This window comes from Mycobacterium sp. 050128 (assembly GCF_036409155.1).
GTDB lineage: Bacteria > Actinomycetota > Actinomycetes > Mycobacteriales > Mycobacteriaceae > Mycobacterium.
Window position 1 is genome coordinate 511,304 of record NZ_JAZGLW010000002.1, and the last position, 24,011, is coordinate 535,314.

Below are 24,011 nucleotides of genomic sequence, written 5' to 3' on the forward strand. Positions count from 1 at the left end.
CGTGACGGCCGCCGAGGCCGGGCGCAGACGACCCGGGCGGCCGGCCGGTAATTCCGATACCCGCGATCGCATCTTGGCCAGCGCCCGAGAACTGTTCGCCAGCAAAGGGATTCGCAACACGTCGATTCGCGCGGTGGCCGCGGCGGCGGGTGTCGATTCGGCACTCGTGCATCACTATTTCGGCACCAAGGAAAAGCTGTTCGCCGCGGCCGTCCACATCCCGATCGACCCGATGGACATCATCGGCCCGTTGCGCGAGGTGCCGATCGAGGAGATCGGCTACCGGCTGCCGTCGATGTTGTTGCCGCTGTGGGATTCCGAGCTGGGCACCGGGTTCATCGCGGTGCTGCGGTCGGTCCTGGCCGGCGCGGAGGTCAACCTGTTCCGCACGTTCATCCAGGACATCATCGCGGTCGAAGTGGGTTCGCGCGTCGACGATCCCCCGGGCAGTGGCATCATCCGCATCCAGTTCGTCGCGTCTCAGCTGTTGGGAGTGGTGATGGCGCGCTACATATTTCAACTCGAGCCGTTCGCGTCGCTGCCGGCCGAACAGATCGCCCGCACCATCGCACCGAACCTGCAGCGCTACCTCACTGGGGACTTGCCGGACTGCCTCGTTCCATGAGACGGGCGTGCTCGTCCTCGTCGACATCGCGCGCCTCGTCGATCAACAGCACCGGGATGCCGTCCTCGATGCGGTAGGCGCGGCGCAGCCGCGGGTTGTAGAGCAGCTCGTCCCCGTCTTCTTGGGACACGAGCAGCAGCGGGCCGCGGTCCTGCGGGCACACCAGAATGCTCAGCAGGGTCTGGTCAAGCATCGTCACCTCGATACGTTGCGGCCAATTCGGCCCGTACCGCCGGAGTCAACCGGCGGTACTGCGAGCTGGCGGTGTCGAAATACCAGGCATGCCGACCGGATTTGGGAATCCCGGCCGCTCGCAGGGCACTGACGGTGGGACGGTAGGTCGCGCTCAACGTCATCTCCGGCACTACGCAAACGATGTCGGGCCCCAGCCCGAGCGGCATGTCGGCGAAAGCTTCGGTCAAATCCGCCGCGGTGATGGTGGCCCCGGGCAACAACGTCACCGCCGACACCGCCACCTCCAGGTTGCCGAACGGCACGTTGTAGGTCACCGCGAGATCCACGCCGTTGATGAGGCCGAGCGCGTCGGTGACCGGCTCGGGGTAGACCAGCCCGCGCGCGGTGTGCACCACCGAGCCGCGCCGGCCCATCAGCCAGTAGTCGCCGTCCTCGTCGCGGCGGAACAGGTACTCGGTCGAGATCCAGGTGTCGGCAGGCGCGAACACCCCCCGCTTGACCGACGCCGTCGGATCGATCGGCCCGTTGGAGGCCGCGAGCAGCACCCCGACCTGGTTGACGTCGGCGATCTGAACGAACCCGCGCTCGTCTTCCAGGATCAGGTCGTGCTCGGCGTCGTAGGCACCGAGTTCTGCTCGCCCGGCGCCGGGCAGCGGCCGGCCCTTACAGCCGATCTTGGCGCCGGACACGTTGGCCAGCACCGCTTGTCCGTCCGTGGTGGCGAAGAACTCGACGACCTGCGCGGGCGCGAACGCGTCGACGACCCGGTCCCATAATCCGGTCGGCATACCGGAACCGATGAACAGCCGAACCGGGTGATTGCCGTGCAGCACAAAGGCGGGATCGTCGACGATGTCGCGCAGCATCGCCCAGGTGTAGGAGACGACGGTGACGCCGTACTGCCGTATCTCGTGGACGAACCGGTCCGCGTTCAGTCCACGCGACAACGCGATGCGGGTACCGCCGACGACCGCGCCGCCCAGGGCAACCAACAGGGCGGACTCGTGATACAGCGGCGTCAGGCAGTACACGGTGTCGCGGCGGTCCAGGCCGGCCGCCGAGGCGGTTCCGAACGCGGACACCGCCCACCGGTAGTTGGTGATCTGCTTGGCCACCAGCTCGCCGCCGACCGCGCTGAACGCGATGAACGCCAGATCCCGGGCCAGTCCCGGGTTGGGCCGGTACCAGGCGGGGAGCGCGACGGCATCCGGGTCGATCTGCTCCATGTCGATGACCGGGTTTTGCCTCAAGTCGTCCTCGGGCAGATCCAGGTTGCGCGCCTCACCACCACCAAGCACCAGCACCTGGCCCGGCCAATCGCGGACGGCCTCGAGGTTGGTGGGGTCGGTCATGATCTCGCTGACCCGCCCGAGCCGGACGGACGCGCTCAGATCGGTGTCCGGGCGCATCACCACCGCGACGGCGCCGAGCCGGGACAGTGCGGCGATCGCGACCAGCGCGCTGGGCCGCGTCTCCATCAGCACGCCGACCCGGTCGCCCTGCCGCACGCCTACCTGAATCAGGCCGCGGACAACGTTGTTGATGCGGCGGTCGACCGCCTCGTAGGTGTGCACGCGACCGTCGAAAAGCAGGAACTCGCCCCGCGGCGCGTTGCGGGCCTGCTCGGTGATGATGCGGCCCAACGAGATTCGGGTGTGGTCGTTGATCTGCCCGAGCCGGGCCAGCCGGGGCAGCGTACGCGCGGTCTCGACGGCCAGGGTGCGGATGGATTTGTTGGCCGCGACCACCGCGCCGGTGGCGCCGCGCACCAGCTCGATCGCCGCCTCCGACGCCTCGCCGATGCCATGCGTGAGCCGCGAACTCAGCGCGACGCCGCTGTCGGTGTGCTCTTCGGGCTGATCGGCCATCAGGTCGATGTTGTCGGGCTTGTCGCCACCGGTGGAGAGCCACTCGATCCATGCGGCGACGGTGGGCCAACCCTGTTCTGCCGCTTTGGATCCGACGACCAGGCCGAAATGACCGGTGCGGATGCGAGCCTCGTAGACCTCGGCATCGGGTGCCGCGCGCCGGATACCGCGCACCGACGCCGGCTGGCCGATGTCATCGACCTCTCCGACGAAGGCCAGCACCGGGCAGGTGATGTCGGTGAGCGTGACCATCTGGCCGTTGACGGCGAAACCGCCGGTCATCATTCGGTTGTGGGCGATGAACTGCTTGAGCAGCTCGGAAATCGCCGGACCGGACCAGGCGATCCACCCCTCGCGCTCGAGGAATCGGCGCTGTTGTTCGCGGGGCAACAGCGCCTCCCGGTCGTGCAGCTGACGCACGAAGTCGACGCGGGCCTTGGCGGTCTTCAGCGGATCCAGCATCTGGAAGCCGGCCCGCGCCATCCAGCCGGGGATGGCCAGCCGGCTGAAGACGTGATCGGCCATGAAGTTGGCGACGGGTGGGGCGAAGTTTGCCGGGATGCCCATCGGCAACGCGGCCAGGGTGTCCACCGGCGATCCGAAGGTCACGATGCTGGCCAGCGCTTTGGAACGGCGGTAGGCGGCGACCTGATAGCACCACATCCCGCCCTGCGAATACCCGACCAGATGCACGTCACGCCCGGTGGCGTCGCGGACCGTGTCGATGGCCTGGCTGAGCGCGACGATGTGGTCGGCCAGGTTGCGGCGCATGCCGCCCTCGACCTTGTCCGGTGAACCGAAGTCGATGACCCAGCAGTCCAGCCCGTGCGAGTGCAGGATGCCGACCGCGCCGTCTTCGCGGGTCACGTCCCACATGTCCGCCGACATCATCATCGGGTGCACCATCAGCACCGGGGCGCCTACGGGACGCTGGCCGGGGCGATTGTCGGGCGGAAAGTAGCGCCGCAGCTTGTACATCGGCACGCTCTCGATGATCTGCGACGGCGACGCAACGGTGCCGGTCTCGAGGCCCCCCAGCCGCAAGACCTCCAGGCCGTTCTGGGCCGTCGCGACCAGTCGTTCCACCGGCCGCGTGATCATCGACAAGTTCAGATCCACCGCTGCTCCCCACTCTCGACAGCTGAGACATCATGGCACATCGCTGTCCTTAGCGGTTCTGGTCAGGCTGTTTGCTTGCGCGACAAGGTCGGGGGCCGCACGCGACGCTGCATGGTTACGCGTGTACGCCCATCAGGCCAACGCCATCGAAACATCTCAAGCCGCGGGTCGGGTAGCTGTTAGGCTCCCGACGGCTCGGCGTTGTGTCTGCTCGCTGTTGTGGGCCGGTTCTCGATCGTGGTGCAACCGACCTTGTTCGCCCGGGGGTATTGAATGCGTTGCTGCGCAAGGAATTTGGGCAATGCCTGAACACCTGATCGTCGACCCTTTCCATCTCGAGCTCGCCGGGGCGGCATTGCAAAGCCAGGTGCTGCCGGAGCCGCCGCCGCCGTGGACCGCGACCGGGGCGGATGCGGTGTCGGAAGCGATCAACGTGACGATGCCGGTGATCGAGGCGCCGGTGACTGAAGGGTTGCCCGCCGCCCAAGCCGCCATCACGGCCACCGGATCCAAGGTCGCTGCCGCGGCTCGCAGGTACGCCGAAACCGACCAGAAGCTGGGCGAGCGGCTCGACCAGACTCAATTCACCGGCAATGGGGACAAGGCCGCAACGCCGCCCAAATCCGCGTATTCAGCAGTGCAGGCACCGGTGGCGGGCGGCGGTCCGCAGTTGTCGTCGGCGCCACCTGCAGCGCAGGAGCAGTTTGCGCACTCCACGGCGCCGGCGGCGAGCGGTCCCGGTACGCCGGACCCGGGCTTGGCCGGTGGCGCGGCGCCGGTGAATCCGGAAGCGCCGGACGATGCCCTCAACCCTGGACCGTGGGCAGGTCCGGCCGGTCCGGAGGCGGGCGATGGCCTCGACTCCGGGGCGTGGGACGCTCCCGCCGACCCGGACGCGTCAGACGGCGCGGTGAAACCCGCATCGGTGGACACGTCGACGGATGCGGGTGACGCGCCGACCGATCAGGACGCGTCCGGCGACCCGCAAAACGCCGGTGATCAGGCAATTCCGGGTGGTGCTGGAGCCGACGAAGGCCCGGGCGCCGACGATGGTCCCGCAACGGCCGATGGACCGGGAACGGCGAACGGCCCCGGAACACCGGATGAGTCGGAACCCGGCATGCAGAACGGTTCGGGGCCGGGAACGGCCGACGGTTCGAAACCATCGGGCGATCCGCGAACCGCCCCGGATCCGGCAACACAAAAGGATCGACCGGCGGCGACTCCGCCGCGGAGCGCGGGCGCGGGCGGTCGAGGCCTGTTTTCGGTGTCGCAAGCAGGTGCCGGCGCGGGCGGCCGCGGAATCCCGCAGTCGCTCGCGGGCACGCCGAAGCCTCCCATCGCACCCCTGCGACCTGCGGCGGCGCACCCGGCGCCGGCACACCACGCACCGGTGGCGCCCCCCGCGGCCCACGACGGGCCGGCCCGACCGATGCCGGTCGGGACGCCCGCCGCGCACACCCCGTTGAGCCCGGCGGCGCCGGCAGCCCCGCTGAGTCCGACAGCCCCGCACGGTCCGGCAGCGCCGGCCGTGCCGCAGCCTCCGCCGGCGGCGGCCCCGGATATCGGTGGTGGCGCACCGGGTCCCGCGGCCCCCGCCACGCCGACGAGCATGCCGTCGCAGCCGGTGGCGCCCGGCACCTCCCCCGTCGCTGCCGATCCGGCCTCGGACTCCGGATCCAAGCCGACAAGCGGGTCACCCGCCACACCACCGGTGCCCCGCACGCGGGACGCCCTACTGGCCTCGATCCCGGTATCACCGGCGCGGGCCGAACGCGATGCCGTCGCCGAGGCCGCCACCGCGGACGCAGCACGGCGCGACGGGGTCGATCCGCTGCTGCTGGCCCGGCGCATCGCCGCCGCGTTGAACGTGCCGGGCAGCGACGACGACGACGAGGGTGATTTCGGCTTCTTCTGGGTGACCGCGGTGACGACCGATGGCGCGATCGTGTTGGCCAACAGTTATGGCATCGCGTATATCCCGGAAGGGGTGCGGTTGCCCGAACCGGTGACCCTGGCCAGCGCTGACGACGAGATCCCGGTCGCCGACCGGGCGAGCTGGGCGACCTACCCGGTGATCGCGGTGCAGGGCTGGGCGCAGCACCACGAGTACGAGCTGCGGGCGGTCATCGCCACCGAGGAGCAGTTGGCCGATTCCGCACCCGGGGTGGAGAAGTTCGTGCTGCGGCCGGACGACATCCCGGATAGCGGGGAGATGATCGGCCGGTCCCGGTTGGAGGTGGTCGATCCGCGGGCGGCCGAATGGCTGGCGGCGGTCCCCGATGAGAGCTTGCGCGACCGGTTGCCGCCCGCGCCCGCGGCCATCACCCCGCCGGCCGACGAAGAAGGCATGTTGTGGTTCGAAGTCATGGAACCGATGTTCAGCACCGATACCGGCCGAGAGGACGCACACCTGAAGGCGTTTCACGCCTACGCGGCTGCGGCCGAACAGCTTGCGCTTCGGGCGGCACACCGTCGGGTCGACGCGGAAACCCGACGTGCGGCGATCGCCGACTGGCTGTATTGGAGACACCTCACCGAGCTCTGTGACACCGCACTGGGCGACGCGGCTTATCGGCGGCGCACCGCCGACCTTTATGGTGAATCCGCGGCCGTCCCCGATTAACCTCTTCTACATCGCCTGTTCATTCAATTCGCCAGTGCGACTGCAGGATTGGCCCGCCCGCCGAAACTGCCTTGATATCACGCCGAAAAGCCGAATGTCGATTAGGCTCCCAGGCGTCGGGTTCGTCTGGGCAGACAATTCAGCCCGGCGCAATACGGATCGGCTCGTAGCAACACCCCCATGTGCTCACCGCGTCAATTTGCAGCGGTGTCAGCGCGCCGATTGGTAGCAGCAGAACAGGATTGGGATGGTGAAACTACCACCGTCGTCACGCGGACTGCCGGCGATCAGTGTCCAGCAACCGAGCGTGCCGAGTGTCGTCAAGCCCCCGGAACGCCCGCCATCGACGCTCAGTGTCGAGCCGCAGGAGCTGATCAACAGGGCCAAAGAGCTGGCGGAGGCCATGCCGCAATGGCCCGACGACGCGCCCAAAGCTCCATGCGAGCTCGCGATGGTCCGCAACGCGGCCACCGTGCTGCAGCGATCCGCCGACAACGTGTCGATGGCCCTCAAGACAGGCGAAGAGCGGTGGCGGCGTCTGGCCCAGTTGCTGGTCGATGCCGCCAGAAAATACGACGGCGTCGACTCGGAAGCCGCGAACAAACTGACGTCGGCCATGCCGGCTTTCTCGGCCACGCTGCGACGCCCGTCCGCGTATCAACTCCAACCCGACGCTGTCGGCTCATTTGTCCCCCCGCCCACCAGCCCGTCGTGGTTGGGAGACGGGACCAGAGCGTTGGTGTTACAGGCGGACAACGTGTTTCTCCGCGTCAGAGACGCGGCGAAACAAATCAATGCGGGCGATCCGCGCGCAACAGCGTTATTCCGATTTGCCGATAACTGGGGTGCCTATGAGGGGCAACTGCGGGACGCCGCGCTGCGGTTTCGGCCCTTCGAGTCCTGGCGCGGGGCGGCGGTTACCCAGGTCGAGAAGCAGTTCGAGCTGCACCGAGTTTGGCTGAGCCAGATGGCGGCCAACTGCGCGCTGCTCAGCCAACAGGCGCGGGCACTCGCCTCAGCACATTGTGTCGCGGTCGTTCAACACCCCCGTCCGGAACAAGTAGAACCCCTTCACACCAGGTTGACTTCAAAGAGAATCTCCAGTCGCGACTACGAGGCCTATAAGCGGCTGCAGAAGATGTCCGAAGACGTGCGGGTCGAATACCGCAAACAAGCTGGTTTGCCGTGGTCGGTCATCAATCTTTCGATGCCGCCCGACCGAGCAGACGCGGACCTCTTCAAGACGCCCGAAGAGAAGGCACAGGAGATGGCCGATAGGTCACAGCAACGGGCTATGCAGCCCATGCAAGCGATGCTGAAAGCGCAGAAAGAGGAGGCGGAGAAGGGACGAGAGGAAGCCCGCAAGGCACGACAAGAAGCGCAGGAAGAGGCGCGAAAAGCACGCGAACAGGCGCAGGACATGGCGCAGCAGGCACAAGAGAAGGCGCAGGAACAGCAGAAGGCGATGACCGCGAGCTTCGCCAAGTCCATGAATGCCCAGCAGGCCGCCCTTGCCAAGTCGGTGGGCGGCGGCATGCCGAAGCTGCCGCTGCCGTCGCCGTCGAAGCTGATGGGCGCCGCGGGGCAGCTCGCGAACATGGCAAAGGGCGTGGGGCCCAACCCTGCTTCGTCGGGCCCCAAGCCGGGCGCGCCGTTGATTCCACCGCTGCCCCTCGGTGGGCACCCACCGCATGTGACTCCGGCCGCTTCAGCCGGCGCCGGTGCCGGAATACCGTTGGGCGGCAGTGGAATCGGCACGCCGCCACGGTTGCAGCCCCCGCTGCAACCGCCAAGCGCGGCACAGCCGCCCACGGGGCTGCAGATACCCAGGGGGCAGATGCCGATGGATCCCGAGTCGGTGGCGCGGCCGGCGCCCGGACCCGGCCCGCACGGTCCGGGCGGCGCGGCGCCGGCCGGTGGGGCAATGGGAGGCGGCGCGGCGATGGGCGGGCTCGGCGCCGGTCAGGGGCAAGCCGGCGGCAAAGCGAAGCGCGTGCAGCCCGACGACGCCGCCGTCTACACCGAGGAACGACCGTGGACCGAAGGTGTCATCGGTCGTCGCCCGCGCAAGACCGAGCCAGTCGCACCTCCGCCTGTGCCGCCGGCCGCCGACGGAGCCAAGTGAAGGATCAGTCGGAGTTGACGTAGCGGCTGGCGAACACCTGCGCCTGTGCCGCTTCGGCCTGTTCCGGAGTCGGCAATTCCGCGGCCCCCACGATGAGTTCGTCGTCTACCCCGTCGCCAGGGCCCAACCCCAGAGCCCGCACCGCGTCGACGACAAACGCCTGCTGGCTGGCTAGTCCTTTTTGCCGGGCCAGCTCGGCTATGGCAAGTATTTCGTCGACGAGCGCTGCTTCCGTCATGCTCGTCACCTTCGGAGAAAGTTCGATCTGCACGACGCTGCCGTCCGGGAGTGCGGTGATCGAGACGGTTCCGGGAGGATTGGTCACCTTGGCCAGGAAGCCGGGCCCTTCACGATCTTCTTGCTCCGCGTCCACGGGTTGACTCGTCCCCTGCGCTCTCAGCGCATCGACACCCGAGGGCGCGTCGCCGTCGCCCTCAGCGGCGAAAATCAGGGCTTGTCTGTCCGCAGTGCCGTCGTCGTCAGAACCGGACTGGTTGGTATCGAAGAAAACAAGGGCGGAAACGTCGCTTTCGCCGTCGTCGTCTCGGGGCATCGCATTCTCTTTCTTCGAGCCGTGCAATCGAACTAATCGGACCGCGGTCAGTTGCCGAGCTGATTGTCGAGGACATCACGCTGCGCCCCATCGGTCGCCGCGTACATCGCCTTGGCCGCCCGCAGCGCTTGGTCGCAGGCTGTCAGGCATTCGGCGAGACGAGCTTGCACGGCAGCGCGGTTTCCATCCAGCGCCGCCATCATGGCATTGGCGCCCGCGCGGGCGGTAAGACCGTGGCTGTCGATGAGTTTGTCGGGATATCCGCCTGTCACAGATCGTGGTGCCCCGAAGGCCGCATCAACGCTTGTGCGGACGGTGGCAAGGGAGTCGCACAGCTTGTCAATGTAGGTCGGGTCAACTCTGACATTTTCCACAGCGGTGGCCTCCTTGGGCGAAAACATTTCTCTTGCAATAGATTTGGTTCGCTACCGACTCATGTGGCCGCGCGTGCATCCCGCGCCTGCTCGGCGGTGCCCGCCGCGACGTCGACGGGTGCGCGCTCGGCCCCGTCGGCGCCCGCGCCTGCTCCGGCAGCGATCACCCCCGGCGTGTATTCGTCGGTGGTGGCCTGCTCGCCGGCCGCAGTCTCTTTGCGGTGGCTCGTGGGCTGCGAGGCCGCGACTGGCGCCGGGCGCGAGATGGCGGGCGAGGTGACCGCCGGCGCGGACGTAGCGGTTGACGCATCCTGGCTCGACAGTGCGGCCGGCGCTTCGGGTTGCGCGCGCTCGGTCGTCGGGACATCTCCGCGGTCCCTCGCGCCGGTCGCCACGGCGTGCCGTTCCGACGCGGTGTCCGAGATGCCGGCGCCGGACGGCGTGCGGAAGTCGGGAGCGGTCGATCCGCCACCTGCTGCCGACACCGCGTGCCGGGCCCCGGCGGCATTCGACAGATTCGGCACAGTCAATTTGGCGCGAGCGGCGTCATACTTGGCCGGCACCGCGGCCTGCATGGCGGCCGCGTTCGACGCGACGTTGTCAATGTGAATTCCCGTCTCGACCCCGAGGGCTCCGAGGGCGGCCACGATAAATGCAATCTGCCATCTCTTGGTCGTTTGCAGAGCAATTATCTGAGGAGTAAGCGGGGGAATCCACAGGACGTTTTCAGCGGAAGCTGCCGCCAAGGCATAAAAGTAGATCGCCCACGCCACCGGAATACAAGCCGCAAGTGCAGCTTTCGTATATGCGAATTGCTGTCGCACATTGAAAACCAGCTCGGCTTCCGATTTCACATAGCCTTGCAAGTCTTTGTCGACCGATTGCACCGCTTTTATGCACTCTTGCAACTCGTGGATCAACTGCCCGTAGGCGAGCGACGCCTTACCGGACCAGCGCAGGTCATCGGGCGCCGCGAGTTTCAAGTTAGCCAGGGCCGCATCGAAATTCGGTTTCGCCGCGTCCGCCAGCACGGTGCCCTTGTCGGGTTTACCGAACCCGTTGAACCATTCCAACAGGCTGACCAGCGCCACGGCGTTCTCGAGGTAGATTGTCGGCTTCAGTTCGAGCATATCTTTGATGCTGTCACCGGGGAGCGCCTTCAATCCTTCCTGAAGAACCAGTTGAAATGTCGTGCCAACACTGATGGTCATACCGGCGATATCGCCATCCAGAGCGTAACTCTTCCAGGCGCCTGCGGAGTTCGCTGTAAGTTTCAAAACCAGACTGGTTAAATTGGCCCAGTTCACCATTCGACGCAGCCCCCTTTACACCAGCTGGATCTGTCTACGAGCACGTTCTGGTGGCATACGCTCGGTGCTGATTGCGTCACGCCATGTGGGACGTCAGCTTAACAGCGCCGCCGGCCCGGCCCGGGCGCAAAGCTTTCTTCGGTCACCCAGCATTCAAGCGTTGTACACCGGCGATCGGCCCGGGCGAGAACACAATCGGTATGCTCCGGCAAAAGTGTGCCGCGAGTAAGGACTTCGGATGACCGGCCAGACCGACCCGCAGGTGACCGAGGCACTGCAGCATTTGCAGCGCTTCATCTCGGCCTTCGAGGACGAAGCGTTTCGCACGAGCACCGAAACCTCCACTGCCACAGACGAAACCGAGACCGTCGCGGTGACCGTCAACGGAGATCGCTGGCTCACCGGCCTGCAAATCGAACACGGACTGCTGCGCTTGGGCGCCGAAACGGTCCAGCAGCGCATCAACGAGGCCCTGCATAAGGCGCAGGCGGCCACGATCGCGGCCGCCGACGACGAAGAGCAGCACCTCCAGGACACGGTCGCGGCCGTCGTCGGTGCGCTCCAGCGGCAGCTCGGGGATCTTCCGCAGCAGCCTTAGCGGCGGCGTCCAGGCCCGTCTTGCTAGCGTCGGCCGGTGGCGCACCTACTGGGGGCCGAGGCCGTTCACCTCGAATACCCGACTCAAGTGGTATTCGAATCGATCTCACTTGGGGTCAACGACGGCGCGCGCATCGGCATCGTCGGGCGCAACGGGGACGGTAAGTCCAGCCTGCTGCGCCTGCTGAGCGGTCAGCTGTCACCCAACTCCGGGCGGGTCACCCAGCGCAGCGGATTGCGGGTCGGCGCGCTGAGCCAGGCCGACACCCTGGACCCGGCACACACCGTCGGCTCGACCCTGGTCGGCGACCAGCCCGAGCATCAGTGGGCCGGCGACCCGCGTATCCGCGACGTGGTCGGCGGTCTGGTAGCCGATATCGATTGGGATGCAACAAATTCCACGCTCAGCGGTGGACAACGGCGACGGGTGCAGCTGGCCAAGCTGCTGATCGGCGAGTGGGACGTTATCGCCCTCGACGAGCCCACCAACCACCTCGACATCGAGGGCATCACCTGGCTGGCCGGCCACCTCCAACAGCGCTGGGCGCGCAACACCGGCGGGCTGCTGGTGGTGACGCACGACCGCTGGTTTCTCGACGAGGTCGCCACCACCACCTGGGAGGTGCACGACGGCATCGTCGAACCCTTCGAGGGCGGCTACGCGGCGTACGTACTGCAGCGCGTCGAACGGGACCGGCAGGCCGCTGCGGTGGAGGCCAAGCGGCAGAACCTGATGCGCAAGGAGCTGGCCTGGCTGCGCCGCGGCCCGCCGGCGCGCACCTCCAAGCCGAAGTTCCGGATCGACGCCGCCAACCAGCTGATCGCCGACGTGCCGCCGCTGCGCAACGCCGTCGAGCTGGCCAAGCTGGCGACGGCCCGGCTCGGCAAGGACGTGATCGACCTGCTGGACGTCTCGGTCTCGTTTGACGGCCGCCCGGTGCTGCGCGATGTCGAATGGCGGATCGCGCCGGGTGAACGGACCGGCATCGTCGGAGCCAACGGCGCGGGCAAGTCCACGCTGCTGGGATTGATCGCCGGCACCATCGCGCCGGACACCGGGCGCGTCAAGCGCGGCAAGACCGTTGCGCTGTCGGTGCTCGATCAACAAGGCGATCGGCTGGCCGGCATTGCCGACGACCGGATCGCCGACGTGCTGGGCCGGCTTCGCGGAGGGTATGAGGTCGAGGGCCGCGAGGTCACCCCGGCCCAGCTGCTGGAGCGACTCGGCTTCACCGAGCTCTCCGCGCGAGTCGGCGAGCTGTCCGGCGGGCAGCGTCGGCGCCTGCAGCTGATGCTGACCTTGCTGTCCGAGCCGAACGTCCTGCTCCTCGACGAGCCCACCAACGACGTCGACACCGACATGCTCACGGCGACCGAGGATTTGCTCGACTCCTGGCCCGGCACCCTGATCGTCGTCTCGCACGACCGCTATCTGCTGGAGCGCATCACCGATCAGCAGTACGCGATTCTCGACGGCCGGCTGCGCCACCTACCGGGCGGCGTCGACGAATACCTGCGGTTGACCGCGGATTCCGCGCCCGGGGCGCAACCGCCGCGGGCGACCCCCGAACCCGCGGCGATGAGCGGCGCGCAGCGACGCGCCGCCGAGAAGGAGCTGGCCTCCGTCGACCGCCAGCTCGCCCGGCTGGCCGACCGGATTGCGGCCAAACATGCCGAACTCGCTGACCACGACCAGTCCGACCACGTCGGCATCACCCGGCTCACGGGCGAGCTGCGGGCCCTGGAGGACGAGGTCGCCACGCTGGAGGGCCGTTGGCTGGAGCTCTCCGAAGTGGTCGAGTAGTCACGATGAGGAAGCAACCGCACGCCCGCACCGCATGAGTTCGTTCCGTTCAGCGGCGGCTGCACCGCTGCATCGGGGCGGTGATGGCGACGAGCGAGATGACGGTCATGCTTGCCCGGCTGGTGGCCCGGGGCTGGTCGTCGAAATCGTCGACTCAGTGCCAGCGCAGTAGCACGAGCTCGGAGGAGAATCCGGGGCCCATCGCGACGACCAGGCCCGGGCTGCCGCTGGCCGGTGGCTTGGCGATGGTGTCACGCAGGACGTGCAACACCGACGCCGACGAGAGGTTGGCGATCTCGCCCAGTGAGCGCCAGGTCAGCTCGAGCGCCTCGGTGGGCAGCTCGAGGCTCTTCCCGATCGCGTCGATCACCTTGGGACCACCCGGATGGGCCACCCACGCCTCGATGTCGCCCCTGGTCAGGCTGTGTCCGCCGAGGAATCGGTCGACGTCGCCGGCCAGCTGCCGCTCGATGATCGTGGCGAGCTCCGGGGAGAACACGGGCTGCAGGCCGGCGGGGCCGACGTTCCACGCCATGATGTGCAGTGATTCCGGGTAGAGGCGGCTGCGGGAATCGACGATGTCGGGCCCGCTGGCACGTAGCTGCCGGTCTTGTTGGGCGCGACGATCGCCGACGGCCACCACGGCGGCCGCCCCATCACCGAACATTGCGGTCGAGACCAGCCCCGATACGGTCGGCTTGACCGTCGGGAAGGTCAGCGAGCACAGCTCGACGGACACCAAGACCGCGACGCCGTCCGGCGCACCCTTCAGGTAGTTGTGCAGGACGGCCACCCCTGCCGCGCCGCCGGCGCAGCCCAGGCCGAACAGCGGAACCCGGCGCACATCCGGACGCAGGCCGATCCGCCCGGCGATGCGGGCATCCAGCGACGGCACCGCAACGCCGGTGACGGTCGTGGTGACGATCATGTCGACGTCGTGGGGTTGCAGTCCCGCCTCGTCGAGAGCACCCAGCAACGCCTCGCAGCCGAGGTTGACGGCGTTTTCGATGAAGATTTCGTTCGTTTGGGTGAAATCGGTCAGCGACAGGTATTGCTCGAGAGGCAGGACGAGGTGGCGGCTGTTGACCTTCGCCCCGGCATGCAGACGCCGGACGATCGCTTCGTGTTCCTGCAAGACCGGGAACTTGACGAATTGGTCGGTAATCTCGCCCTGGCTGTAACTGTGCGGTGGCACTGCACCGAACACACCTGCGATGACGCTCATACCTGACCTCTGCCTAAAATGGTTCCCCCCATTGCACGAAAGCTTATGCGGTCCGGTTCAGGGCCGCAAAGATACGGCTATTCAACATGTGTCGGATATCACCGGATCGGGCCGCGCGGAATCAGGCCCGCCAGCAGGGATTTCGTCATTCGGCATCGTGCGCTTTATTGGACTCCAATGCCATAGCGATCAACGCATCGGTGCTCAACGAGTCGATGAGCTCATCGTCGACCGCGGGATCGGCGCGCAGTGTTTCCGATTCGCCCGCGAGCAGCAAGAGTTTGTCGAGCAAGCCCGTTCGCCGAAGTTCGCTCAGCGGAATTTTTCTCAGCGCCGCCCACGTCTTCTCGTCGTCGGAAGCGTCGCGTTCGTCGTGCAGCAGTTGGCGACGCAGCTGATCGGCCAACGCCGACGGAGTGGGAAAATCGAATATCAGCGTGCGCGACAAGGCCAATCCGGTAGCGGCTTTCAGCCGGTTGCGCAATTCGACGCCGGACAGCGATTCAAAGCCGATGTCGGAAAAGGCGCGCTCGATATCGATGTCGCGACCGCTCGAGTGCCCCAGCACCGTTGCCGCGTGAGCGCGCACCAGTTCCACCAACTGCCGGTGCTGGTCCTCGGGGGCCAGTGCTCGCAACTGCTCGGCCAGATCCGCCGCCCGGTCCATCAACGGCGCCGGTGAGTCCGCGCGGGTCCCCAACCAAAACCGTTGCCGGGCAAAGCCGTACGTCGGCAAATCGACGCGCCGTCCACCGAGGCCGTTCAGGATCGACGGCCAATCAACCGCCGCGCCGTGGACGAAGAGTTGCCCGGCCGCGCTCAGGAGCGCGTCGATTTCCGGCTGTTCCTTGATCAGCGTGGCCACCGCGGCGGCATGCTCGGTATTCAGCGACTGCTCCATCGCCGCGCTCAGGCCCGCGGCGGGACCCACCTCGACAAACACGTTGGCCCCCAACGATTCCGCCAACCGAACGCCGTCGACGAAGCGCACCGGCCGGCGTACATGTTCAACCCAGTATTCTGCCGTTGCATAGTCGGCGCCAGCCAACTCGCCAGTCACGTTGGACACCAAGCCAATCCGCGGTTCGTCGGCTTTGACATCAGCTATCAGGCGGGCAAATTCGTCCATCATGGGCTCGACCAGGGCCGAATGAAACGCATGCGACACCGCGAGGCGGTGTACCCGCGCCCCCTGTTGCGCCAATCGGTCGGCCACGGCGGCCACCGGGGCCTCGGCGCCCGAAAGCACCACGGAGTTTTGGGCATTGACCGCGGCGATGGCCACGCCATCGGTGAGCAACGGGGTTACGACGTCCTCGCTGGCGGCGACGGCGATCATCACGCCACCGGCCGGCAACGCGGCCATCAAGCGGCCCCGGGCCGCGACGAGCCGCGCGGCGTCGTCGAGTGTGAGCACGCCCGCGACGTGCGCAGCGGTGATCTCCCCCACCGAATGGCCCATCACCAGATCCGGTTCGACTCCCCAGCTTTGCAGCAATGCCGCCACTGCCACCTCGATGGCGAACAGCGCCGGCTGTGCATATTCGGTATTCGCCAACAACTCTCGGTCGACGCCCCAGATCACGTTGCGCAATCCCGAACGCAGCGCGACATCCAACGCGTCCACCGCCTCGTCGAATGCCCGAGCGAAGACCGGAAAGCGGTCGTAGAGCTGTTGGCCCATCCCCAACCATTGCGAACCTTGGCCGGGAAACACGAACACGGTCTTGCCGGCTGCTCGAGCGCGGCCGGTTACCGCGCCCGGGTCTGCGGTGGCCAACCGCGTCAAGCCCGCGGTGAGGGCCAGACGATCACTGCCCACCAGCACCGCCCGGTGTTCGAAGGCCGACCGCGTGGTGGCCAGCGACCACGCCACATCCGTCACGGTGGCAGCGTCGTCGGACGCGAGGTGGGCGGCCAACCTCCCGGCCTGGTTGACCAAGGCTTGCTCCGAGCGCGCCGACAGCACCCAGGGCAGCGTGGTGACTCGTTGCGGTTCGGCGACAACACTTTCCGGCTGCGCGGGCGCTTGCTCGACGATCACATGCGCATTCGTCCCGCCCATTCCGAACGACGACACGCCGGCCCGGCGCGGCCGGTCCCGGTCCGGCCACGCTGCCAGTGCGGTATTGACTTGCAGCCCTTGGCGTTTCAGGTCATTACCGACAGAGTCTGGGTCGTAGTTGAGGCTTGGCGGAATCACCGCGTTTTCGACGGCCAGTACCGCTTTGAGCAAGCCCGCGATTCCGGCGGCACTGCCGGTGTGGCCAATGTTGGTTTTCACCGAGCCCACCCGCACCGGGTTCTGTTGGCGCTCGGCGAAGATCTCACCCAGTGCCCGCGCCTCGACCGGGTCGCCGACTTCGGTTCCGGTGCCGTGCGCCTCGACATAGTCGATGTCGTCGGCACCCAGGCCGGCGCGGGCCAGCGCCCGGCGGATGACGTCGGCTTGCCCGGAGACCGACGGCACGGTCTGGCCGGCGGAGCTGTGGCCGGCATTGCCGACCGCACTGGCACGGATGACGGCGCGGATGCGGTTTCCGTCTTTCAGTGCGGCGGTCAGCGGCTTCAACAGGATCATGCCGGCACCCTCGGACCGCACGTAACCATCCGCGCGTCCGTCGAAGGCGTAGGTGTGGCCGGAAGTCGACATTGCGCCGAATTCCGTTTCGAGCATCGCGGTTTCGTCGGCCAGGTTGAGGTGGATCCCGCCGGCTATCGCGAGCGGTGACTCGCCCGCACGCAGGCTTTCGCAGGCCAGGTGCACCGCGACCAGCGAGGACGATTGACCGGAATCGACGGTCATGCTGGTCCCCTGCAAGCCGAGCGCATAGGAGATCCGGTTGGCGATCATGGCGCGCGTGACGCCGCCGAAGGAGTAGTGGTCGAGATTGTCCGCGCCGTCGCGAAGCGTCAGCACGGCGTAGTCGTCGGTCATCGCCCCGAGGTAGATCGAAACCTGTTCGCCGCGAAGGGTTTCCGGTATCAGAAAAGCGTCTTCGAACAGCTCCCAGGCCAGTTCGAGTGCAACCCGCTGACGTGGGTCCATCGCGCTGGCCTCGCGTGGCGACAGATTGAAGAAGTCGGCGTCGAATTCGGCGATGTCACCGGGTAGCCGGGTCTCCTCCAATCCGTCGCGAACGAGCTGCCAAAAGTCCCGCGGGTTGGCGGCACCGGGCAACCTGCAGGCGAGGCCGATGACTGCGACGTCAATGGATGACATCAGGGGCCGATATCGTCATCGAGGATCGCGAAGAGTTCGCGTTCGGTGGCGGTGGTGATGTCCTCGTCGACGACGTGCGATTCGCTGGTCGTCAGCGGCGACGGGGATTCCAACTCGTTCACGATGGCCTGGATGCGGGCGGCCAAGCGGGTTTTTTCGTCCGGCGTCCAATTGGGTTGGTCGACCAGTGTTTGCAACTCGCGGGCGATGTCATTGAAGCGTGCGAAACGCGCCAGCTGGTCCGATGCGGCCGCCGGCGCACCGGTGGTCACCGAGTCGAGCTGTTCGTCGATGTGTGCGGCGAGGGCCGCGGGTGTGGGGAAGTCGAAGATCAGGCTCGGGGAAAGGGTAAGCCCGGTAGCCATTTTGATGCGGTTGCGCAGTTCCACCGCGGTCAGCGAGTCGAACCCGAGGTCCTGGAACGGCAGCTGGGCCTCGATGTCGGCGTTGGACCTGCCCAGAACGGTAGCGGCGTTGGTGCACACCAGTTCCACCAACTGGTGGTGACGCTGTTCGGGACTGAGTCCCTGCAGCCGGGTGGCCAGCCCCGACGTCGACACCGCTGCGTCGGCATCACTGATCAGTCGTCGACCCGGCCGCCTGACCAGGTCACGCAGCACCGGCGGAACGGCACCGCCCGCGCCCAGCCCCGCCGAGTCGATGCGGGCGGCCACCAGCAGCGGGCGGTCGGCGAGCATGGCCTCGTCGAATACCTGGAGTGCGTGCGGAGTGGACAGCGGCGCCAACCCGGCCCGGCTCATCCGGGCCTTGTCGCGATCGCTGAGGTGTTGGGTCATGCCGCTGGCCTGTTCCCAGAGTCCCCAGGCGATCGACAACCCCGCCAGACCGTGCGCTCGCCGGTAGGCGGCAAGACCGTCGAGGAAGCTGTTCGCCGCGGCATAGTTGCCCTGCCCCGGGGAACCCACAATGCCGGCCATCGACGAGAACATCACGAACGCCGACAAGTCCATATCCCGGGTGAGCTCGTGCAGGTTCCAGGCACCGTCGACCTTGCTCCGCAAAACCGTGTCCATGCGTTGCGGCGTCAGCGACGCGATCAGCCCGTCGTCGAGCACTCCGGCGGCGTGGAACACGCCCTTGAGTGGATACTGCGTGGGCAACCCGGCGATCAGCCCCGCCAACGCATCTCGATCGGCGACATCGCAGGCCACCACCGACACCTCGGCCCCGGCCATTTCGAGCTGATCCACCAGCTCCGCCACGCCCTCGCCTTGCGCGCCGCTGCGGCTGGCCAATACGACCTGGGCCACTCCGTAACGCGCTACCAGGTGTGCGGCCACCGCCGAGCCGGCCATGCCGGTGCCCCCGGTGATCAGCACGCTGCCCCCGGCCAGCCCGCCGGTCGAGCTCGCCAGCACCGGATCGTCCGGACCGTCCGGAAGGGTCAGCACCACCTTGCCGATCTGGCGGGCCTGGCTGACGAACCGATACGCCGACGAGGCGCAGCGCACGTCGAATGCCTTGACCGGCAACGGCTTCAGCACGCCCGCGTCGAACAGTGCGATCAGGTCGGACAGCATCGAGGCGATGTGGTCCGGGCCGGCCTCCATCAGGTCGAAGGCCCGGTACGTCACGCCCGGCGCCATCGATGCGGGGTCGCGAAGATCGGTCTTGCCCATCTCGATGAACCGGCCGCCCCCGACCAGCAGTCGCAGCGAGGCATCGAGAAATTCGCCGGCCAGCGAGTTGAGCACCACATCGACCCCGGCCCCGCCGGTGGTGGCCAGGAACTTGTCCTCGAAATCCAGACTCCGGGTGTCGCCGATGTGATCGTCGTCAAAGCCCATCGCCCGCAACGTGTCCCACTTGCCACGGCTGGCGGTCGCGAATACCTCCGCACCCCAGTGCCGGGCCAGCTGCACCGCGGCCATCCCCACCCCGCCCGTGGCGGCGTGCACCAACACCCGCTCGCCGGCCTTGAGCCCCGCCAGCTCCGACAACCCGTACAGGGCGGTCAAGAACACCACCGGCACGCTCGCGGCCTGCGGCAGCGACCAGTCGTCCGGCACCGTCGTCACCAACCGGGCATCCACAATCGCTTCGGATCCAACGACTCCCAGCAAGCCCAGCACCGCATCGCCGACCGACAGCCCCTGGACCCCGGGGCCGACCTCGAGCACCACCCCGGCTCCCTCGGCGCCGAGTTCGCCGCCACCGGGATACATCCCCAACGCCACCAACACATCCCGGAAGTTCACCCCGACCGCGGCCACCGCCACCCGCACCTGCCCGGAAGCCAGCTCCGCCGGCGCGGCCGGAGCGACCACCACGTCTTCCAAGGTGCCGCCACCGCCGGCGGCCAGCCGCCAACCGCCGGGCGGCAGCTCCAGCACGGCTCCTGCCCCGACGGCGCCCAGCCGCGCCGCGTGCGCGACGCCGGAACGCACCACCAATTGCGGTTCCCCGCAAGCGATCACCTCGGCGATATCCAGCGAACCGTCGGTATCGACCAGCACCACCCGGCCCGGCTGCTCGGCCTGCGCCGAACGCACCAACCCCCAGACCGCCGCGCCCGCCAAATCCGTCACATCCTCGCCGGCCACACTGACCGCGCCGCGAGTCAGCACGACGAACGGCCCCGCGTCGCCGCCGGCCAACCACGACTGCAACACCCCCAACGCCTCGTGCGTGGCCGCATACACCGACTCCACCGTCGCGCCCGAGCCCGGCTCCCACACCGTCAGGTTCTCGGTGGCAACCGCACCGGGCTCCAACGACACCGGGGTCCATGCGAGTTCGTACAGGCCGCCGCCGCCGGCTGCAGCGGCCAGGGCGGCCGATAGCGCACCGATCGAAATCGGCCGAACCACCAACTCCCGCACCGACAAAACCGGCAGACCCGTTCCGTCGGCCAAGTCCACGGACACCGCGCCGCTACCGGCCGGCGCAATGCGTACCCGGACCCGGGAGGCGCCGGCGGCATGCAGGCAGACTCCCTGCCAGGAGAACGGCAGCATCGTCGAATCGCCACCCTCGGCAATCCCCCAGGCGTGCAACGCGGCATCCAGCACGACGGGATGAATCCCGAAGCCGCCCATGGTCACGCCGTCGCCGGCACTCACTTCGGCAAAGACCTCTTGCCCGCGCCGCCACAGCGTTCGCAGACCGCGGAACGCCGGGCCGTAGTCGTAGCCGCGCGCCGCCAGTACCTCGTACACGTCGCCGGCCTCGACCACCGAAGCCCCGACCGGCGGCCACACCGACAAATCCGCCGCGGGTTCGGGCGCCGCGGCACTCAACGAGCCCTGGGCGTGTAGCACCCAGACCGAATCCGTGGCCGCACCACGCGAATACACCCACACGGCGCGGGAGCCCGACTCCCCCGCCGCGTCGACGACGACCTGCACGCGCGCCGCGCCGCCCGGCGGCAACACCAACGGCGCCAACAAGGTCAGCTCGTCGACCACCGAGCAGCCGACCTCATCGCCGGCCCGCAATGCCAGCTCGACAAACCCGGCGCCGGGGAACAACACCACGCCGTCGACGACGTGGTCGGCCAGCCAGGGCGATCCGCTTACCGACAACGAACCTGTCAGCACCACGCCGCCGGAGTCGGGCCGCTCCACCACCGCACCCAGCAACGGATGCGCGGCTCGGGCCAACCCGACACTGCTCACGTTGCCCGATCCCACCGCTCCAAGGGGCAGCCAGAATCGTTGCCGGACAAAGCCGTACGTGGGTAGGTCGACGCGGTGCCCGTTTCCTACCGCCGCGGCCCAGTCCACGGGGACGCCGATGGTGAACAACTGCCCGAGTGCCTTGAGTGCCGACTCCGCTTCGGGGCGGTCCTTGGCCACTGTAATCACCGATGTCGCCTGCTCGGTGGTCAACGACTGCTCGACGGCAGCGGTGAGACCGCGACCCGGACCGACCTCCACGAAAGCCCGGGCGCCCAACGACTCGGCAGCGCGCACCCCGTCGGCGAAACGGACCGGTCGGCGCACATGCTCGACCCAGTACTCCGGCGATCCGTAGCCGGGCCCGGCCAGTTCGCCAGTGAGGTTGGACACCAAACCTATTCGCGGCGGTGCGGGTGAGACGCCGGCGACCAGTTGCGCAAACTCCCCGAGCATCGGCTCCATCAGCGCGGAGTGGAAGGCATGCGAGACCGCGAGTCGATGTACCCGCCGGCCGTGGGCCGCGAGTTCGTCGGACACCGCGGTGACCGCGGCCTCGGCACCGGAGATCACCACGGCGTCAGGGCCGTTGACCGCCGCGAGATTCACCTCCGCGCCCAGCAACGGCAACACTTCGGCTTCGCTGGCGGCAACCGCGACCATCGCGCCCCCGGGCGGCAATGCCGCCATCAACCGGCCGCGCCCCGCAACGACTTTCGCCGCATCCGCGAGCGACAGCACGCCCGCCACGTAGGCCGCGGTGATCTCGCCGACGGAATGGCCGGTCACCACGTCGGGCAGCACGCCCCAGTGCTGAAGCAACGCCGCGACCGCCACCTCGACGGCGAACAGCGCCGATTGCGCGAACTCGGTACTCTGCAGCAGCTCGGCGTCCTCGCCCCAGATCACGTGCCGCAGTGGTAAACGCAGAAGCGGATCCAGTGCGGCGACCGCCTCGTCGAATGCGCGGGCGAACTCCGGAAAGCGGTCGTAGAGCTGCTGGCCCATCCCCAGCCACTGCGACCCCTGGCCGGGAAACACGAACACGGTCTTGCCCGCCGAGCGGACCCGCCCAGCCGTGACGCCGGCACTCGGCTCACCGGCGGCTAATTCGCTCAAGCCGGCGATCAGATGGTCCCGGTCCGCGCCGACCACGACGGCTCGATGGTCGAACACCGCGCGTGTCGTCACCAGGGACCACGCCACGTCCACCGGGCTCAGCTTCGCGTCCCCGGACACGTGGGCGAGCAACCGCTTGGCCTGATTGGCCAAGGCCTGCTCGGAGCGAGCCGACAGCACCCACGCCGTCTCGCGCGGATCCGGTTCGGCGACAACATCTTCGGCTTCGGCAGCCGGTGGCTGCTCGATGATCACGTGCGCGTTCGTACCACTGATCCCGAACGACGAGACGCCGGCCCGGCGTGGCCCATTGCCGCTCGGCCAGGCTCGCGACTCGGTCAACAACGATACCGCGCCCGACGACCAATCCACATGCGGCGAAGGCACATCCACGTGCAGGCTTTTCGGCAGCACGCCGTGCTGGATCGCCTCGATCATCTTGATGACTCCGGCGACGCCCGCGGCGGCCGAGGTGTGACCGATGTTCGATTTGATCGACCCCAGCCACAGCGGACGGTCCGCCGGCCGATCCTGGCCATAGGTCGCCAACAACGCTTGCGCCTCAATCGGATCGCCCAGCACGGTTCCGGTGCCGTGACCCTCGACGACATCGACGTCGGCGGCGGTCAGGCCGGCGCCGGCCAGCGCGGTGCGGATGACGCGTTGTTGGGAGGGCCCGTTCGGGGCGGTCAGCCCGTTGGACGCGCCATCCTGGTTGACGGCGGTCCCGCGCACGATCGCCAACACCGGGTGTCCCGCTCGGCGCGCGTCGGCCAACCGCTCCACCACCAGGACACCGGCGCCTTCCGACCAGGCGGTGCCGTCGGCGGCCCCGGCGTACACCTTGCAGCGGCCATCGGGGGCCAGCGCTCGCTGGCGGCTGAATTCGACGAAGGCGGCGGGTGTGGCCATGACCGTGACGCCGCCGACCAGGGCCAGATCGCATTCCCCCGAGCGCAACGACTGCGCGGCCAGGTGCAGCGCCACCAGCGACGACGAACACGCCGTATCCACCGACACGGCCGGGCCTTCCAGGCCCAGCACATACGACACCCGGCCCGAGGTCACACTCAACGTCGAGCCGGTGAGCCCGTAGCCCTCCAGCTCGCCTTCCACCTGCCCGCCGTAGCCGGCATGGATCACACCGGCAAACACGCCCGTCGCCGACCCCCGCAACCCCAACGGGTCAACTCCCGCGCGCTCCAACGCTTCCCACGAAAGCTCCAGCATCAAGCGCTGCTGCGGATCCATCGCCAGCGCCTCGCTCGGGCCCACCCCGAAGAACCCGGCATCGAAATCGCCGGCGTCGCCGAGAAATGATCCCTGCCGCACGTACATCTTGCCAGGGGCATCGGGGTCGGGATCGTACAACCCCGCCACGTCCCAACCCCGGTCCGGAGGAAAATCCGACACGGCGTCACGGCCCTCAACCACCATGTCCCACAATGCTTCCGGCGAATCCACTCCACCCGGATACCGGCACGCCATCCCGACCACCGCCACCGGCTCGGACAGTTTGCCCTCGAGTTCGGCCACCCGGCGTCGCGTGCGCCGCAGATCTGCGGTCAGCCGCTTCAGGTAATCAAGATGTTTGTCGGTGTCCGACACGG

General features: G+C 67.8%; 13 protein-coding genes and 1 pseudogene. 6 read left to right on the forward strand and 8 right to left on the reverse strand.

Annotation, left to right across the window (positions count from 1 at the left end; genetic code table 11):
* The first annotated feature begins 1 nt into the window (after nucleotide 1).
* On the forward strand, nucleotides 2–625 hold the full coding sequence (locus tag SKC41_RS19815) for a TetR/AcrR family transcriptional regulator (RefSeq protein WP_330979370.1): 624 nt from the start codon (nucleotides 2–4) through the stop codon (nucleotides 623–625).
* Here the strand turns inward: SKC41_RS19815 and SKC41_RS19820 are convergent.
* The gene (locus SKC41_RS19820; protein ID WP_330979570.1) at nucleotides 591–818 is read right to left on the reverse strand and encodes a Trm112 family protein; all 228 of its coding nucleotides are present in this window, start codon (nucleotides 816–818) and stop codon (nucleotides 591–593) included. The genes SKC41_RS19815 and SKC41_RS19820 overlap by 35 nt on opposite strands.
* The gene (locus SKC41_RS19825) at nucleotides 811–3,789 is read right to left on the reverse strand and encodes an acyl-CoA synthetase (RefSeq protein WP_330979571.1); all 2,979 of its coding nucleotides are present in this window, start codon (nucleotides 3,787–3,789) and stop codon (nucleotides 811–813) included. Before SKC41_RS19825 ends, SKC41_RS19820 begins: the two co-directional genes overlap by 8 nt.
* Nucleotides 3,790–4,108: 319 nt before the next feature.
* On the opposite strand from SKC41_RS19825, the gene SKC41_RS19830 reads away from it, so the two are divergent.
* Nucleotides 4,109–6,433, forward strand: coding sequence for a hypothetical protein (locus tag SKC41_RS19830; RefSeq protein WP_330979371.1), 2,325 nt, complete (start codon nucleotides 4,109–4,111; stop codon nucleotides 6,431–6,433).
* Between the two features lie 247 nt (nucleotides 6,434–6,680).
* The gene (locus tag SKC41_RS19835; protein ID WP_330979372.1) at nucleotides 6,681–8,558 is read left to right on the forward strand and encodes a PPE domain-containing protein; all 1,878 of its coding nucleotides are present in this window, start codon (nucleotides 6,681–6,683) and stop codon (nucleotides 8,556–8,558) included.
* A 4-nt stretch (nucleotides 8,559–8,562) separates the two neighbouring features.
* On the opposite strand, the gene SKC41_RS19840 is transcribed toward SKC41_RS19835, so the two are convergent.
* From SKC41_RS19840 to SKC41_RS19850, 3 genes are read right to left on the reverse strand one after another with little or no spacing between them, the layout of a single operon-like run.
* On the reverse strand, nucleotides 8,563–9,111 hold the full coding sequence (locus SKC41_RS19840) for a YbaB/EbfC family DNA-binding protein (protein ID WP_330979373.1): 549 nt from the start codon (nucleotides 9,109–9,111) through the stop codon (nucleotides 8,563–8,565).
* A 47-nt stretch (nucleotides 9,112–9,158) separates the two neighbouring features.
* Nucleotides 9,159–9,485: a type VII secretion target gene (locus tag SKC41_RS19845; RefSeq protein WP_330979374.1), complete on the reverse strand. Its 327-nt coding sequence runs from the start codon at nucleotides 9,483–9,485 to the stop codon at nucleotides 9,159–9,161.
* 59 nt (nucleotides 9,486–9,544) lie between these two features.
* Complete coding sequence (locus SKC41_RS19850; RefSeq protein WP_330979375.1) at nucleotides 9,545–10,795, reverse strand: EspA/EspE family type VII secretion system effector; 1,251 nt, start codon at nucleotides 10,793–10,795, stop codon at nucleotides 9,545–9,547.
* Between the two features lie 238 nt (nucleotides 10,796–11,033).
* On the opposite strand from SKC41_RS19850, the gene SKC41_RS19855 reads away from it, so the two are divergent.
* The 3 genes and pseudogenes from SKC41_RS19855 to SKC41_RS19865 all read left to right on the forward strand — a co-directional run.
* A complete protein-coding gene (locus SKC41_RS19855) occupies nucleotides 11,034–11,393 on the forward strand; it encodes a YbaB/EbfC family nucleoid-associated protein (protein ID WP_330979376.1) in 360 nt (119 codons plus the stop codon).
* A gap of 36 nt (nucleotides 11,394–11,429) precedes the next feature.
* Nucleotides 11,430–13,196 (forward strand): ABC-F family ATP-binding cassette domain-containing protein, encoded by a 1,767-nt coding sequence (locus SKC41_RS19860; RefSeq protein ID WP_330979377.1) that lies wholly within the window; start codon nucleotides 11,430–11,432, stop codon nucleotides 13,194–13,196.
* An 18-nt stretch (nucleotides 13,197–13,214) separates the two neighbouring features.
* A pseudogene (locus SKC41_RS19865) lies at nucleotides 13,215–13,327 on the forward strand (cytochrome P450); the annotation flags it as partial.
* Between the two features lie 23 nt (nucleotides 13,328–13,350).
* On the opposite strand, the gene SKC41_RS19870 reads toward SKC41_RS19865, so the two are convergent.
* The 3 genes from SKC41_RS19870 to SKC41_RS19880 form a co-directional block, all read right to left on the reverse strand.
* Nucleotides 13,351–14,421 (reverse strand): type III polyketide synthase, encoded by a 1,071-nt coding sequence (locus tag SKC41_RS19870; RefSeq protein ID WP_330979378.1) that lies wholly within the window; start codon nucleotides 14,419–14,421, stop codon nucleotides 13,351–13,353.
* 145 nt (nucleotides 14,422–14,566) lie between these two features.
* Entirely contained in the window at nucleotides 14,567–17,644 is a 3,078-nt protein-coding gene (locus SKC41_RS19875) for a type I polyketide synthase (RefSeq protein WP_330979379.1), read from the reverse strand.
* On the reverse strand, nucleotides 17,644–24,009 hold the full coding sequence (locus SKC41_RS19880; RefSeq protein ID WP_330979380.1) for an SDR family NAD(P)-dependent oxidoreductase: 6,366 nt from the start codon (nucleotides 24,007–24,009) through the stop codon (nucleotides 17,644–17,646). The genes SKC41_RS19875 and SKC41_RS19880 overlap by 1 nt, the downstream gene beginning before the upstream one ends.
* Between the last annotated feature and the right edge of the window lie 2 nt (nucleotides 24,010–24,011).